The sequence below is a fragment of the Flavobacterium hercynium genome (assembly GCF_002217285.1).
In the GTDB taxonomy this organism is placed as follows: Bacteria; Bacteroidota; Bacteroidia; order Flavobacteriales; family Flavobacteriaceae; genus Flavobacterium; species Flavobacterium hercynium.
In genome coordinates this window covers 307,195-322,775 of the sequence record NZ_MUGW01000008.1, presented here as the reverse complement: position 1 = coordinate 322,775, position 15,581 = coordinate 307,195, and the positions used below count along the sequence as shown (strand labels likewise).

General features: G+C 34.2%; 13 protein-coding genes. 4 read left to right on the top strand and 9 right to left on the bottom strand.

From position 1 onward, the window contains the following. From B0A66_RS04250 to B0A66_RS04240, 3 genes are read right to left on the bottom strand one after another with little or no spacing between them, the layout of a single operon-like run. Positions 1–1,203 carry a M48 family metalloprotease gene (locus tag B0A66_RS04250; RefSeq protein WP_089048603.1) on the bottom strand — a complete coding sequence of 401 codons (1,203 nt, stop codon included), beginning with the start codon at positions 1,201–1,203 and terminating at the stop codon, positions 1–3. A gap of 11 nt (positions 1,204–1,214) precedes the next feature. Further along, on the bottom strand, positions 1,215–1,907 hold the full coding sequence (locus tag B0A66_RS04245; RefSeq protein WP_089048602.1) for an NUDIX hydrolase: 693 nt from the start codon (positions 1,905–1,907) through the stop codon (positions 1,215–1,217). 29 nt (positions 1,908–1,936) lie between these two features. After that, positions 1,937–2,842 carry a LysR family transcriptional regulator gene (locus B0A66_RS04240; protein WP_089048601.1) on the bottom strand — a complete coding sequence of 302 codons (906 nt, stop codon included), beginning with the start codon at positions 2,840–2,842 and terminating at the stop codon, positions 1,937–1,939. Between the two features lie 88 nt (positions 2,843–2,930). Between B0A66_RS04240 and B0A66_RS04235 the strand changes: the two genes are divergently transcribed. Together B0A66_RS04235 and B0A66_RS04230 are read left to right on the top strand one after the other, a co-directional pair. After that, positions 2,931–3,692: a type 1 glutamine amidotransferase domain-containing protein gene (locus tag B0A66_RS04235; protein ID WP_208862568.1), complete on the top strand. Its 762-nt coding sequence runs from the start codon at positions 2,931–2,933 to the stop codon at positions 3,690–3,692. Between the two features lie 171 nt (positions 3,693–3,863). Continuing rightward, positions 3,864–5,021 carry an iron-containing alcohol dehydrogenase gene (locus B0A66_RS04230; RefSeq protein ID WP_089048673.1) on the top strand — a complete coding sequence of 386 codons (1,158 nt, stop codon included), beginning with the start codon at positions 3,864–3,866 and terminating at the stop codon, positions 5,019–5,021. 179 nt (positions 5,022–5,200) lie between these two features. Here the strand turns inward: B0A66_RS04230 and B0A66_RS04225 are convergent, their stop codons facing one another. Beyond that, positions 5,201–7,696 carry a toxin-antitoxin system YwqK family antitoxin gene (locus B0A66_RS04225; RefSeq protein ID WP_089048600.1) on the bottom strand — a complete coding sequence of 832 codons (2,496 nt, stop codon included), beginning with the start codon at positions 7,694–7,696 and terminating at the stop codon, positions 5,201–5,203. 208 nt (positions 7,697–7,904) lie between these two features. Here B0A66_RS04225 and B0A66_RS04220 point away from each other — a divergent pair, with 208 nt between their 5' ends. Next, positions 7,905–8,900 (top strand): NAD(P)H-dependent glycerol-3-phosphate dehydrogenase, encoded by a 996-nt coding sequence (locus B0A66_RS04220; RefSeq protein WP_089048599.1) that lies wholly within the window; start codon positions 7,905–7,907, stop codon positions 8,898–8,900. A 155-nt stretch (positions 8,901–9,055) separates the two neighbouring features. Here B0A66_RS04220 and B0A66_RS04215 read toward each other — a convergent pair whose 3' ends face one another. From B0A66_RS04215 to B0A66_RS04200, 4 genes are all read right to left on the bottom strand, one after another. Further along, positions 9,056–9,463, bottom strand: a complete 408-nt coding sequence (locus tag B0A66_RS04215; protein WP_089048598.1) for a hypothetical protein — start codon at positions 9,461–9,463, stop codon at positions 9,056–9,058. Between the two features lie 75 nt (positions 9,464–9,538). Beyond that, positions 9,539–10,558, bottom strand: a complete 1,020-nt coding sequence (gene pheS / locus B0A66_RS04210; protein ID WP_089048597.1) for a phenylalanine--tRNA ligase subunit alpha — start codon at positions 10,556–10,558, stop codon at positions 9,539–9,541. An 87-nt stretch (positions 10,559–10,645) separates the two neighbouring features. Further along, positions 10,646–11,095: a hypothetical protein gene (locus B0A66_RS04205; RefSeq protein ID WP_244283386.1), complete on the bottom strand. Its 450-nt coding sequence runs from the start codon at positions 11,093–11,095 to the stop codon at positions 10,646–10,648. Positions 11,096–11,258: 163 nt separating this feature from the next. Beyond that, complete coding sequence (locus B0A66_RS04200; RefSeq protein WP_089048595.1) at positions 11,259–11,615, bottom strand: hypothetical protein; 357 nt, start codon at positions 11,613–11,615, stop codon at positions 11,259–11,261. Between the two features lie 353 nt (positions 11,616–11,968). On the opposite strand from B0A66_RS04200, the gene B0A66_RS04195 reads away from it, so the two are divergent. Continuing rightward, entirely contained in the window at positions 11,969–12,523 is a 555-nt protein-coding gene (locus tag B0A66_RS04195) for a CvpA family protein (RefSeq protein ID WP_089048594.1), read from the top strand. Between the two features lie 513 nt (positions 12,524–13,036). On the opposite strand, the gene B0A66_RS04190 is transcribed toward B0A66_RS04195, so the two are convergent. After that, positions 13,037–15,445, bottom strand: a complete 2,409-nt coding sequence (locus B0A66_RS04190; protein WP_089048593.1) for a glycoside hydrolase family 95 protein — start codon at positions 15,443–15,445, stop codon at positions 13,037–13,039. Positions 15,446–15,581 lie beyond the last annotated feature (136 nt).

The window sequence follows — 15,581 nt, the reverse complement described above, 5'->3', positions numbered from 1 at the left end:
TTAATATGTGTTTTCTAAGTCTGATTCTAATATTTTATTTAAGGTAGAAGTGCAATTCTGAGCAAATGCTTTATAAGTCTTTTCGGTGAGATTGAGTTCTTTCTTCAGAATTGCTTTCATTTCATCTTCTAAACCTAATTGCTCTGAAATATCCAAAATATGTCCCACAAAAGCATCCTTTAAATCAGGATCGCACAACCCAAAGTCGAGCATAACATAAGCGTAATACTCTTTTAAGTTTTTTTTGCTGTCTGCAATTTTCAGTTTGAATACTTCATCAATAAAAGAAGCTGTGTTTCGATCTGAATTAGAAAAATATTGTTTGTAAAGTGCTGTACAATATTCAGATTGTGCCCATTTTGGTTTCAGAATAATGGAGATTAATTCTTTTGTGGTATCAAAAACCACTTTTTTAGAAAAGAGATTGAGCTGATGTAAATCTATTTTTCCGGATATTATTTTTTCTGTTTTAGAGTAATAATTGGCATTATCTTTTTCGAAGATTTCCAGCGATTTTGCTCTGATAAAATTCTCAGGATGTGTTTCTCCGTCTGATCCTTTTTCTATTCGTTCCAGAATTTCGTTGGCTTGTTTCAGATAACTTTCTGCCGATACTTTTTCTAAGCCTGTATTTAGTTTGATTAAAGTCTGAATCGTGGTTTCTAAACTTCCGCTTACTTTTAAAGCGCCAAGGTCGCAATATAATTCGGTGTAAAGCTGATACAATCTTGCAGTTTCGTAATAAAACAATTCGCTGTTGCTATCACTTGCAATGGTATTAATGATTCTGTTTGTGATTTCGTAATCTCCATTTTCCAGATTGAAAAGCAGAATGTGTGACAATTCATGTCCGAATAAAACCAATAATTCGTCTTCGTTTAATAACTTTAAAATGGTTCCTGATAAAATGATATGCGCTTCGTTTTCAAAAAAAACAACTCCGGCGTTATTACCATCCATGCTTTGCGACTGATAAATCGTGATCGGAACTATGATGCCCAATTTATCTTTTGCTGTTTTTAAAATTTCATAAACTTTCGGTTCCGTTTCGGGATCAATTCGATAGGAGTTTTTTAATAAATCCGTTTTAAAAGCTTCCTGCTGTTCTATTTTTACTTTTTCTTCAGCAAACCAAGACCAGGTTTTGTCTTGCTTTTTAAAATAATCTTTTAAATCCGAATGGAATGGAAATGGTTTAATCATCGTAATTTAGTTTAAGCAAATTTTATTTCAAAGTGAAAGCCATTTTGTATTAACGCATTGTATTTTAATTTATCAAACTTAAACAGTTTTGCCGGACGTCCGCTTTTTATTGGCGAGAAATTTTCTGTTTGTTCGAGAAAACCATAACTAAGAATTTTTTTTCTGAAGTTTCTGCGATCAATTTCTTTTTCAAGAATGGTACAATACAGATTTTCAAGGTCAGAAAACAGAAATTCATCCGGAAGCAAATCAAAACCAATAGGTTCGTAAGTCAGTTTTGCTTTTAATCTCGAGATTGCTTTTTCTAGTATTATGTTGTGATCAAATGCCAATGCGGGAATTTCATCTATTTTATACCATTGTACTTTCTCTGCATCAGTATCTGCCTTTATTTCTAAATGAGAAGCATCGACCAGAGCATAATAGGCCACTGAAATGACACGATTACGTGAATCTCGGTAAATGTCGTCTCCAAAAGTGTACAATTGCTCCATAAATGTCAATTGTACATTGGTTTCTTCGTGCAATTCTCTGATCACCGCATCACTCAACGATTCGTCCTGTTTTACTAAACCGCCCGGTAATGCCCAATATTTTTCGGTAGAACCAAATTGCTGCTGTATTAGAAGCACGTACAGATTGTTGTTTTTGTAACCAAAGACAATAGCATCTACAGCAATCCGTATATTTTGAAAATTTTCCATAATTTAAACTCGTTACCTTCTGATGAAAATTATAATCTATTCCCCAGAAACAATTTTAATTCTTTATTAATACTTTCAAAAAAAGAACTCGAAGTATTATTTTTTGCTGTTAATACATATACAAACTCTTCAGGCACGTGAAAACTATTCCACAATAATTGCAATTTGTTTTCTTTGATATATTTTCTCGCATTACAGTTCCACGTGATGGCAACTCCTGAGTTTTTTGAAAGCATTTCGAGCATTTCAGATTCTGATGGAATGATGTAATTTGGTACCATTGAGGGTCTTTTTTTGCTGAAAGCATGAAGCCAGAATATTTTGATGTGTGGAATCCTCGCATCATGAGAATACCATTTCTGACTGTTGAGCCATTGTTCTGTTTCGGTATAATTGTCTGCTTTTAACTTCTGACGAAACTCTGCTGCATCCAGACTTACCGGCGCGACCATGATTAGTTTTATCTTTCCGACAATTTCATAGATGGTATCGAATGTATCGTACCTTTTTGTTGTAATGGCAAAATCTAATTTCTTGGCATTAACAAGTTCAAAGAGTGCATCGTTCTCTGCAAAGGTAAAATCGATAAAATCGAATTTGGAGAGCAAAACACTGCCACAACTATTGAATAAATCTTTTGAAATACCAACTGAAATTAAGCGAACTGAATCTTCGGCTTTTGCCCTGAAACCCGTTTCTACATTTTCTAATCGGTCAAGTGCATCAATAATTAAATTATTGAGTAACTTAGCGTATTCTGTTGGTTCTACGCCTTTTGACTTTCGGTTAAACAATTTATAACCTACATGCGCTTCGAGCATTGATATCTGCTGACTTACTGCCGGCTGACTCATAAACAATTCTTTTGACGCAACGGAGAAGTTTCCGTTTTTATATACCGCCTTAAAAGTTCTATACCATTCGAGATTCACCATGACATAAATATTTTTATAACAAACATAGTTTATTTTATTTTTACTGATATCACTTAAAGCGTAAATTTGTCAAAAATTTTAAAATATTATGAAAAAAATAGCTTTCTACACAATTATAGCATTTACAGCTTTTAGCACAGCTGCTACAGCTCAAAAAACAAAAATAGGGATGAAAAAAGTATTATTTGTGGTAACCAGCAATGATAAATTGGGTAACACAGGCGAAAAAACAGGATTCTGGTCAGAAGAATTTGCTGCACCGTATTATGAATTATTAGATCAGGGAATAGAAATTACAATTGCTTCTCCATTGGGTGGTCAGCCGCCAATTGATCCAAAAAGTGCTGATCCTTCGTCTGCAACAGAAGACACGAAACGTTTTGATGCTGATAAAACATTACAGGAAAAATTAAAAAACACACATAAACTTTCGACTATTAACCAAAAAGATTATGACGCTGTTTTTTATCCTGGAGGTCACGGTCCATTATGGGATTTAGTAGAGGACAAAAGTTCAATTGCTTTGATTGAATCTTTTTATACTCACAAAAAACCGGTTGCTTTTGTTTGTCATGCTCCTGCAGTTTTGAAAAACGTAAAAGTAAATGGTGAATTTTTAGTAAAAGGTAAAAAAGTAACCGGATTTACAAACGCTGAAGAAGAAGCGGTTGGATTAAGTAAAGTTGTTCCATTTTTATTGGAAGATGCTTTAACTCAAAATGGAGGAAATTTTTCTAAAGGTCCAAATTGGCAACCATATGCTGTAGAAGACGGACTTTTAATCACAGGACAAAACCCGGCTTCGTCTAAATTAGTAGCGGGTAAATTATTGCAAAAATTGAATAAATAAGCTACTAAGGTTCTGAGGTTCTAAGTTGCTAAGGTTTTCTCTTAGGAACTTATAAACTCAATCTCTTATTCGCTAATTAATAAACAGATACTAAGCTTGCTGGATCAGTTTCAAGAAAAAAACTTAGAACCTCAGCAACTTAGTATCTTAGCAACTTTAAATAAAAAACACATGTTAAACTTTGAATTATATAATCCGACGAATTTAATCTTCGGAAAAGGGCAAATCGAAAAATTATCAACTTTAGTACCAAAAGACGCAAAAATATTATTGGCTTACGGTGGTGGAAGTATTTTTAAAAACGGAATTCACGAACAGGTAATCAACAATTTAAAAGGTTTTAATATTATTGAATTCGGTGGTATTGAACCTAATCCGCATTTTGAAACTTTAATGAAAGCTGTTGAAGTTATTAAAGCGGAAAAAATTGATTTTATTCTTGCTGTTGGTGGTGGATCTGTAATTGATGGTGTGAAATTTATTTCGGCTGCTGTTAATTTTGACGGAAACCCAATTGACATTTTACAAAAACGTTTGTTGATTAAAGAAAATGCGGTACCGTTTGGAACTGTTTTGACTTTACCTGCAACGGGAAGCGAAATGAATTCAGGAGCTGTTGTTACGATTAAAAGTACTCAGGAAAAACTTTCTTTTGGCGGAAGCGCTTTGTTTCCTAAATTTTCTATTTGCGATCCTACCGTTATTGAGTCTTTACCAAAAAGACAATTACAAAATGGTGTTGTAGATGCTTACACGCACGTTATGGAACAATACTTAACGTATCCGCACGAAGGTTATTTACAAGACAGAATTGCTGAAGGAATTTTGCAGACCTTAATCGAAATTGGTCCAAAAGTAGCAGAAAATCCAACAGATTATGCTTTGGCTTCTAACTTTATGTGGAGCTGTACAATGGCATTAAACGGTTTGATTCAAAAAGGAGTTCCTTCTGATTGGGCAACCCACATGATTGGTCATGAATTAACAGCATTATACGATATCGATCACGCAAGAACGCTGGCTATTATCGGGCCAAGTTTATACACGGTGATGTTTGATACCAAAAAAGGGAAATTAGCACAATACGGAAGAAGAATCTTTAATTTAACAGGTTCTGATGATGAAGTAGCAAAAGAAGCGATTAACAAAACAGTTGAATTTTTCCACACTATGGGAATGGATACTAAACTTTCTCAATACACAGACGATTACAGCAAAACTGCTGATTTTATCGTATCTCGCTTTGATGAAAGAGGCTGGAAAGGTTTAGGTGAAAAACAATTGATTACTTTAGATAAGGTAAAATCTATTGTAGAAATGAGTTACTAAATTTTCAGCTTTCTGAAACTAAAATGAAAAAGGCGTTCTTAAATTATTAGGAACGCCTTTTTACAATACTAAAACAAAACTAACTAACTCAATTTTTGTTAAACTCATTAAACTCTAATTTATAAAGAGTGTTAACGTAGTATTCTTACTTTTATTGTGTAGCTAGTGAAATATTTTTTTTAATTTCTTTCGTTTAATTTTTTAGTGATCGCATCATTTAGTTTTTCTACCGCTTTCTTCATATTCTTCAAATCGGTATTTTTAATTTCTTCTAACATTTTTCCGTACAGGAATGCCTGAAGATCGTACTGGTTTTCTTTATTCTTTAAGATCAAAACTCCCGAATCCGGTTTTCCGACTTCATTAAAATAGATGCCTGCAATCATACTATTTCCCCTGTGCTTTCCAAAGATACTTTCGACATTCTTGCCTGTTGAAAAATTATTTGCTATACTGTTGAAGTTTTCTACAATTGTTTTACGATCATCAATATTAGCGGTGAAAATACTGTAGAAAATCTCAGAATCTTCTCTGTCGTCAGCAATATTTTGATCAAAATTTAAAATTTTGGCATCTATTTTATTATTCCATTCTGTGTAAGCAATGCTTGCGGCTTTCTCAGGAATTACGTTACTAACTTCTACCGAAGTACTTGACATAATTACTTTTTCATCTATCCATAATTTACTTACTTCCTTATTATTTACTTTTTCTTTCGTTATTTTTCCGATTTTCTTTTTCCTGAACTCATTGATTTCGATTGTATTATTTTTCAATGCAAACTGAATTCTATTGAAATAATGTACCGCAAAAACATCACAATCGTAGCGCTGTAACATGCCGTTTGTCCAATATTTGGTCATAAAGAAATGATCAATTTTAATGTATTCCGGTCCGTCAAAGATTTTTCCGTCTTTGTATGTTGATTTTATATCATAAAGAGGATGATCGTACCTATCCATATTCTCCAAATAGTTGTTTGAATATTGGTACTTTAGCTCTCCTTTTTCGTAATATTCTACGTAATTGAATTCTCGAAAATCGGTTGCAAAATAACCTTGATACGGTTTCTCGTCTTTGTAAATTCCTTCGAAAGCATCCCCGCCAATATCTGCGATATAAAAAGACTTATCTATTATTTTTGTTAATTTTCCGTTTGTGTACTGTTTCTGTTTGCGAACATTTTCATCTGACATACTTCCATATTTATTTTTATAAAACACTTCTTCGGTCATTTCTCCGTTTTTGAATATCGTACGTTTTTCAGAATCTGTCAACTCCCCATTATAAGGCAAATCATTCTTGTACTCTATTATTCCTGTTACTTTTCCTTTGTCATAAAAAGTCGTTTCTCCATTTAAGATATCCTCCTTGGAATTGTATGTTTTTATAATGTTGTCGATATTATAATCAAAAACTTTTTGCAATCCATTTTTTTTGAAATTCACGACCTGAATCAACTCATTATGATCCTTATCTTTTGTTTCGATAAAAGTTCCATTATAAGGTTTTCCATCTTTATAAATTCCTTTCGCAACAAGACTATCTTTATCCGTTTTTATAATTGATTCTCCTTGTTTTAGTCCTTGCACATAATTTTGATTTGCAAGTAATCCACCCGAAAAAGTTTCATCGAAATTACCGTCAAAAGGTTTTCCGTTTTTATAAGTACGTTTTTTTATAACCGTTCCTTTTTCGTTATATGCAATTTGCTCCCCCTCAATATTACCATTTATAAACTTCGTAGTTTCAGCTACTTTTCCGTTAGGATGATATTTAATTTCTTCTCCTGATTTAATACCCTTTTTATAGGAAGTCTTAGATTTAATCGCCACAGCAAAATTGTTCTGCAGATAATACTGAAAACCAATTCCTGTGAAAAAGTTTTTTCCATACGTCTCAAAATCACCTTCATTTAATGTTTGAATCAATTTTCCAGCAGCATCGTAATTTACTTGCTTAATTGGATTCATAACATACTCTTTAACATTATAAGTTGTTTCTTGTGCAAGCTGTTTCGAATTAATCCAAAATGTTTTTACGGAAATAAGTTTACGCTCTACAGTTTTTTTACCTTTAGAAGTAACAATTGCATTCGATTCCTCAACTACAGGATATGCTGTAATCACAGGATCGTCGCCTTGTTCTTTCTTTCGATTTCTGTCTACTTTATTAGTGCGATAATAGTCCCAATCATTAATATCCTCAAAACTTCCGCTTACAGGTTTTCCATCCAGATAAACACCTTTTATTAAAATGGTTCCGTCCTGATGGTACACGATTGTTTCTCCGTTCTTCCTGCCGTTTTTATAGCTAATCGTTTTGCGTTTTTTTCCATTCGGATAATAATACGTCAGAACAGGAACAGCCGTATTATTATAGTATTTATAAAATGAAAGATCAAAACCGTTTGCATCGTACCAAATTACATCTCCTACATAAGCATTCTCATCACTTTTTAAAGTGTATCCTTGAAATTGCGGTGCTTTACTTATGTAAAAATCTTCAAGCAACGTCAGATCTTTAACCGTTTTAGAAGGGCTGATTCTGTAATAAGATGCATTCTCTTTTTTTGTTTTATCCCAGTTCTCATCAAAATAAGTGAGATTTGATTCTTGAGCATAAAAATGGGTTGCTGTCAGCATTAAAACAAGCGTGTAAAATTTATTGGTCATATTTGAGAGAAATTTCACCAAAACTAATGATTTTTAAATGATGATTCCCTTTTTTTAAATAAAAACAGATTTACACATTAGCTTTGTTCTCATTTTAGGTAAATCGCACAAAAAAAGAAACGGATTCCATAGTTTTCAAAATTTTCTTAAATCAGTTTTTGTGTTATTTCTGCATTATTAAGTACTTTTGTTTTAAATTAATAAAAAAATGAGCGAAAATTTAAAATTTGCAGTAATTGGAGGTGGAAGCTGGGCGACGGCGATTGCAAAGATGTTATGCGTAAATCTTTCAGAAATTGCGTGGTATATGCGTAATGACGCAGCGATCGAGCACATTCAGAAATACAAGCACAATCCCAATTATTTAAGTTCAGTAGAATTTGATACTAAAAAGCTTAAGCTAACCAATAATATTAACGAAGCGGTAGAATATGCAGATTACATTATTTTTGCTATTCCTTCTGCGTTTCTAGATACTGAATTAAAAAACTTAACGGTTTCCTTAAGTGATAAAATAATCTTCTCTGCTATTAAAGGAATTGTTCCTGAAACAAGTTTGATTGTTGGAGAGCATTTTCATATTCAATACGATATTCCGTATTACAACATTGGTGTTATCACCGGTCCTTGTCATGCTGAAGAAGTAGCTTTAGAAAGGCTTTCGTATTTAACCATCGCCTGCGGAGATCCAAACAAAGCAAAAACGGTTGCTAAAACACTTTCCGGAAATTACATTAAGGCAAAAATTTCAGACGACATTATTGGAACTGAATACGCTGCGATGCTTAAAAACATCTATGCTATTGCTGCCGGAATCGCTCATGGATTAGGTTATGGCGATAATTTTCAATCGGTTATGATGAGTAACGGAATACGTGAAATGAAAAAATTCATCCGAAAAGTGCATAAAATGAAACGTAACATTAATGACTCTGCTTATTTGGGCGATTTATTGGTTACAGGATATTCGGTGTTTTCAAGAAACAGAATGTTCGGAAATATGATTGGAAAAGGTTATACAGTAAAAAGTGCTATGATGGAAATGAGCATGGTTGCGGAAGGATATTACGCTACTAAAAGTGCTTATAAACTAAATCAGGGTTACGGTGCAAAAACACCTATTATCGATGCTGTTTATTCTATCTTATACGAAGGAAAAGATGCCAAGTCTGTGTTTAAGAAATTAACGGAGTCTTTGGACTAGGTTTTTTTGAGAAAAAAGAAAATAGAGTAAAGACTTTAACTTTACTATTGAATATAAAAAAGAGCCGGGATTTAGCAGTAAATCCCGGCTCCTTTATGTATAGTTGAATATTCTTTTAAATCTAAAATCTACATTCTAAAATCTAAAATTTAAAATCACTTCACCATAATTCCTTCAACAAACAAAATTGGCACTTCCTCCGTATTGTTTTCGTTGATTAGGTTTGATTTGAAGATGAATTTTTTATCGTATAATGTGTTTCCGATGAAGAACGTTACCATGAATTCGTTGTTTAAAACCAGAAGGCTTTTTTCAACCATTTCGATTTTTACTACTGAAACGGCAGGAACTTCAACAAAAGCATGACGTAAAACAGAAGTTTTTTTCATTTCTCCATCGATGGTTCCAAATGCTTTTGAAACTACCATAACGCTATCTAAATTAAAATCACTGTCGTTTACTAAATAAGCGTACCATACTTTTTCCATAAAGTCGTCGCTCCATTCCTGAACAGCAGCTAAAAAAACGTTTTCTACTTCGGGGATTGTAATATCTTTTTTCATAAGTGTAAAAAGTTATAAAGCCAAAAGTCGAAAGCCCCAATTAGGAGACTTTCGACTTTTGACCTTCGGCTTAAATTATATATTTGCTTTGAATTGCTCTAAGAAACGTACGTCATTTTCATAAAACATACGAATATCACCAATTTGATACAACAACATGGCAATACGCTCTATTCCCATTCCGAAAGCAAAACCGTTATATTCGTCCGGATTGATATCGCAATTTTTAAGAACGTTTGGATCTACCATTCCGCAACCTCCAATTTCTAACCAGCCTGTTCCTTTTGTAATACGATAATCGGTTTCTGTTTTTAGTCCCCAGTAAATATCAATTTCGGCGCTAGGCTCTGTAAACGGAAAGTAAGACGGACGCAAACGAATCTTCGATTTACCAAACATTTCTTTCGTAAAGTAAAGCAGGGTTTGTTTTAAGTCTGCAAACGAAACATCTTTGTCGATGTACAATCCTTCTACCTGATGAAAGATACAGTGCGACCGTGATGAAATTGCTTCATTACGAAAAACACGTCCCGGAGAAATGGTACGGATTGGCGGTTTGTTATTTTCCATATAACGCACCTGAACAGATGATGTATGCGTACGCAACAACACGTCTGGATTCGTTTGTATGAAAAAAGTATCCTGCATATCACGTGCCGGATGGTATTCCGGTAAGTTCAATGCTGTAAAGTTATGCCAGTCGTCTTCGATTTCCGGACCTTCGGAAACGTTGAATCCGATATTAGCAAAAACATCTATTATTTGATTTTTAACAATAGAAATAGGATGACGCGAACCAATAATTACAGGTTCTGATGATCTAGTTAAATCACCAAAAATACCTTTTACTTCTTCTTTGCTTTCCAGTTCTTCCTGAATAAGACGTACTTTTTCTTCTGCAACAGCTTTTAAAGTATTTATTACTTGTCCGAAATCTTTTTTCTGGTCGTTTGGAATATTTTTGAACTCTGTAAAAAGTTCTTTTAATAATCCTTTACTACCCAAATATTTTATACGAAATTGCTCTAAGGATTCTTTATTTTTATCATTAAAGGCTTTAGCTTCCTCTATATGCTGTTTTATCTTGTCTATCATTTTCCTGCCATAATTGAGGGAACAAATTTAAGGAATTTGTTCCAAGTATAATATTTAAAATCTAAAGTTTCCTTCAAATTTAATAATCTATTTTATGAGGCTAATTTTACCTTCAATTTGCTTTACTTTTTCAAGCCAAAAGTCTATTCCTTCCTGATTCTTAATAATTTCTTTTTTAGAACGTGATGAAAAAGGACCAAATTTAGTCCAGTTTTTATTCCTGTCTTTATCGATTTCACTTTTAGTAGCTGGCTCAATTCGTGTGCGCCAAAAATCAATATTTTTAAGATATTTTGCTTTCATATCTTCAAAATACTCCAATAATTTTTCTTTTGAATTCGGAATATAACCCGGTCCACTGCATCCGCAAGAGTGAAATGTAATGCCAACAGTATACAAACTTTTAATGTGTTCCCATTTTTTTACATCATCCTTTTTTGGTGACTCAAAATCAAGTCCCATATTGGCCATTAATGCTGCACATTCCGGACATTTGGCTTCCTGGTCTGATTTCTCACCTCTGTTTATATCATTCATCAATCTCCTCTTAAATGTTTTTCGACAATTAAAACAAGCGTAATGTGGTTTATAGGAAACCATGGCATATCTACACATCTCTTTTTTTACTAAATTTTAAAGTGCTATTTTCAGTTAGCATTCCAGTCCACAGATATTGAAAACTGGAATGATAACTAAAAAACTATTCAATAAGTTTTCGTTCTAAAAAATAATTGACAATGGCTTCTTTCATCAATACCGATTGTTCTCCTGCTTTTAGTGGTGGCAATTCTTCTTTTACCTTATAATGTGGCCAGCCTTCTTCGTCAAAAAATTCGAATTCATAAAACCCATAAGGTTCTAATAATCTGCAAATGGCAATATGCATTAGATTGAGTTTTTCGTCTTTTTTGAATTCACGGTGTACTTTTCCGAGTTCCTGAACTCCAATTAGGTAAATTATGGCATCTAAATCTAGGTCTTCGCCTTGCGAAAATTGATTTGAAAGTATATCGACGAGCTTTTCCCAACGCTCTTTTAATTGTGTATCTCTGGACATTTGTTTTTTAATTATAAATTATGAATTGCGAATTATAAATTCACGAATCATAAAATTTAGTCTGCAAAGATACGCACTTCAAATCCAAAGACCTTAAAAAACGAAAACTTCTGTTTTATAGTGATTAAAATGGCACACAGATGACGCTAATTCTAACAGATTTGCGCAGATTTTTATTGTTTATTTTAAATCACGAAAACTTTAGGTGGTTAATCAGACAAATAATTTTAATCACCGTTACATCTGTTACATCCGAATAATCTGTGGGCTAAAAAACATTAGAACCTTTGCATCTCTGAACCTTTGAACTTAAAAAAGATATATATTTGCGCCTCAATAAAATCATAAACATTATGAGTATTTTAGATATTATTTTGGGAGCGCTTTTGGCCTTTAGCTTGTATAAAGGAATTAAAAACGGGCTCTTTGTAGAAATTGCCTCTTTTGTTTCTTTATTGCTGGGAATTTATCTGGCTATTAAGTTTTCATCATTTATGAAGGAAATCATAATGAAATATGTTTCCTGGAATCCGAACACGATTCAGGTTACAGCATTTCTACTGGTATTTATTTTAGTTGTAATTGGTGTTTATTTGCTGGCAAAATTCCTAACTGGAATTGCCGACTTCGCTCAATTAGGCTGGCTTAATAAATTGGGCGGCGGTTTTTTCAGAATCCTGAAAACGATTCTGATTGTGAGTATTTTTATTGCTCTTTTTGAAAAAGTAAATTTCGACAATACTTTCGCCGAAAAAGAAACTTTAGATAATTCGATCTTTTATAATCCAATTAAAAAAGTAGCCGGTTTTGTGTATCCGTCTTTAGAAAAATGGTACGAGACTTTTAAAGAGGAACATGCTAAAAAGAAGGAGCATACTCATACAGAAACGGAAGAGAAAGAAGAATAATTTATATCTCGATCAACCTAACAGGTTTTCAAAACCTGTTAGGTTTGAACACTTATTCGAGTAGAAGAACTTTACTCGTTTATCTTCACTTTTCGAAATGATTACTTTATAACGAATAGTTTACGTGAAATAGTTTTCAATATTTCCTTGTCGAGCATTCTTTTCAAAGTTCCGTAGGAACGATCGATTTTGTAGCAACGGATTTTAATCCGTTGTTTAAATAGCGACCACATCTAAAGTTCCAGAGGAACGATCCATTTTATTTGATTTGCCTAAACAGGCGTAAGATATCGGTCGATCCTATGGATCTTTTTTTTTATTCTATTTGCAAAACCGGATTAAAATCCGGCTCTACAATATCAGCCGAGCCTATGGCTCTTTACAAACAAAATCTAATGAAAATAAGTCAAATACATAAAAGGTTTTGAAAACCTTGCAAGATCTCTAATACGACAAAACCTAACAGGTTTTGAAAACCTGTTAGGTTTGAATACTAATTTGAATAGAAGAACTTTACCAGTTTATTTCTAGTTTTTGTCCTTTTTTAAGGGTAATATTTTGTTTTTTAGCACCGCTGATTAAGGTTGTTTTTCCGCCTAGTTTAGATAAAACTGAAACTTTTTTAAGCGTTTTATTTTCCCATTCCATTTGGATTTCGAAACCTCCTCTGGCACAAATGCCTTTTACACTTCCGGTTTCCCAAACATCTGGCAAGGCTGGTAATAATCGTATTTCGTTTTCATCTGATTGTACCAGCATTTCAGCAACTGCTGCTGCTCCACCAAAGTTTCCATCGATCTGAAATGGCGGATGTGCATCGAACAGGTTTGGATATGTTCCGCCACCTCTTCTTGGTGTTTCTGTTTTCTTTCCGTCCGGATCTACGTAGCGAAGTAATTCTCTGTACATTTTGTAAGCACGGTTTCCGTCCCACAATCTTGCCCAAAGATTAATACGCCAGCCTTTTGACCAGCCGGTGGTTTCGTCTCCTTTTATTTCTAATGTTTTTCTTGAAGCATTAGCGAGATCGGGTGTTTTTTCAGGTGTAATATGATCGCCTGGGAAAAGTCCAAATAATTGGGATTGGTGACGGTGTTTTGGATCTTCGTCATTCCAGTCAAAATACCATTCTTGCAAGTTTCCTTTTTTTCCTATTTGATACGGATATAATTTTGCGATTGCGGTTTCCAGCTTCGCTCTGAATTCAGCATCTACATTGAGTACTTTTGAGGCTTTTACTGTTTTATCAAAACATTCTCTGATCATCGCCAAATCCGCTGTTCCTCCGTATATCGTTGCGCCTATAAATCCGTCTGGTGCGATGTATTTGTTCTCGGGTGATGTTGATGGTGAAGTAATTAATTTTCCGTTTTTATCGGTAACCAGCCATTCTAATAAAAACTCTGATGCTCCTTTCATTAGCGGATATCCTTCGTCTTTTAGGTATTTTTTATCTTGGGTAAATACATAATGTTCCCAAATATGTGTACTTAACCAAGCTCCTGATATTGGCCAGCACGCCCAGCTTGGGTCTTCTTTTCCAAAATTCCCAACCGGATTTGTCATTGCCCAAATATCTGAATTATGTGCCGAAGCCCAACCTTGGTTTACACCATAAAAAGTCTTTGCGGTTACTTTTCCGGTTACTGAAAGGTTTTTTATGAAACTCAAAAGAGGCAAATGCATTTCTGAAAGATTCGTGTTCTCGGCAAGCCAGTAATTTTCTTCTACATTGATGTTCATGGTGTAGTTACTACTCCAAGGCGGACTCAAATGCGGATTCCAGATTCCTTGCAGATTTGCCGGAACGCCTAAGGTTCTTGAACTGCTAATTAGCAAATAACGTCCGTAATTGAAATAAAGAATTTCGAGATTTTTATCTTCTTTTCCGTCAGCATAACGTAATAATCGTTCGTCTGTTGGCAGATTGGGAGCGGTTGTTTTACCAAGTTCTAAGTTAACGCGATTGTAGAATTTTTGATAATCGGCAACGTGTGCTTTTTGTAATGTTTCGTATGATTTTGCAAAGGCTTTTTTTAAATTTTCGGCTGCAATTGCTTTGTTGTTTAAACCTTGTGTTGCCGGATTTTTGTCGAAACCGTTAAAACTTGTTGCGATAGCGACATAAATCAGAGCTTCGGTTGCATTTTTGACTCCTAAACTGTTGTTGGAACTTACGATTGTTCCATCAGTATTTTTAATTTGCATGAGGGCGGTAAAACGTGTTCCTCTTTCTTTTTCTAAAAGGAATGAGGGTACAACCTGATAACCCGGGTTTTCATGTATTGGTGCTGTACCGTTTAAGGCTAGCGTATTATTTTTCACTTCTACGTTGGATTGCAACAAACTGCTGGAATTGATATCAAAACTTAACGCTCCTTTTTGACTGCTGGTGAGTTTGATGATCATGATTTGATCTGGTGCGGAAACAAAATACTCACGGGTAAATTTTACGCCCTCTATTTCGTAGCTTACTTTTGATATGGCGTTTGCAATATCGAGTTCTCGATAATAATGGGAAACTTTTCCGGTGTTGGCATTTTTTATTTCCATGGTTCCGAGCGGTGCATACGCTTCGGAGTTTTTACCTTGAATTTTTTTATTGAGTTCGTCGGCTAATTTGTAGTTTTCGTTCTGAAGGGCTTCGCGAATAGCAGGAAGATTTTTGTAAGCTTCCGGATTCATGTTGGCGTTTACGGGCTCTCCTGACCAAAGTGTCGCGTCGTTCAGATAAATTTTATCTGACTGAACACCTCCAAAAACGGTTGCACCAAGTTTCCCGTTTCCGAGAACAAGGCTTTCTTCAAAAAATTCGGCGGGTTGATTGTACCACAAAACATGACTGGATTGTGCCGTCATGCTCATACCGAATGAACAAAGAACGACAGCCAACCACTGTTTTTTTATGATTTTTACATTCATATTAGTATTGTTTTATTTTAAAAATCAATTTACAATTTATTTAATCTCCACACAAAGATAAATTAATAAAAACTGAATGATTCTTTCTAACGTTTTCCGCGTGAGGGATAGCAGCTGGCTACCGAAGTAGCGCGAA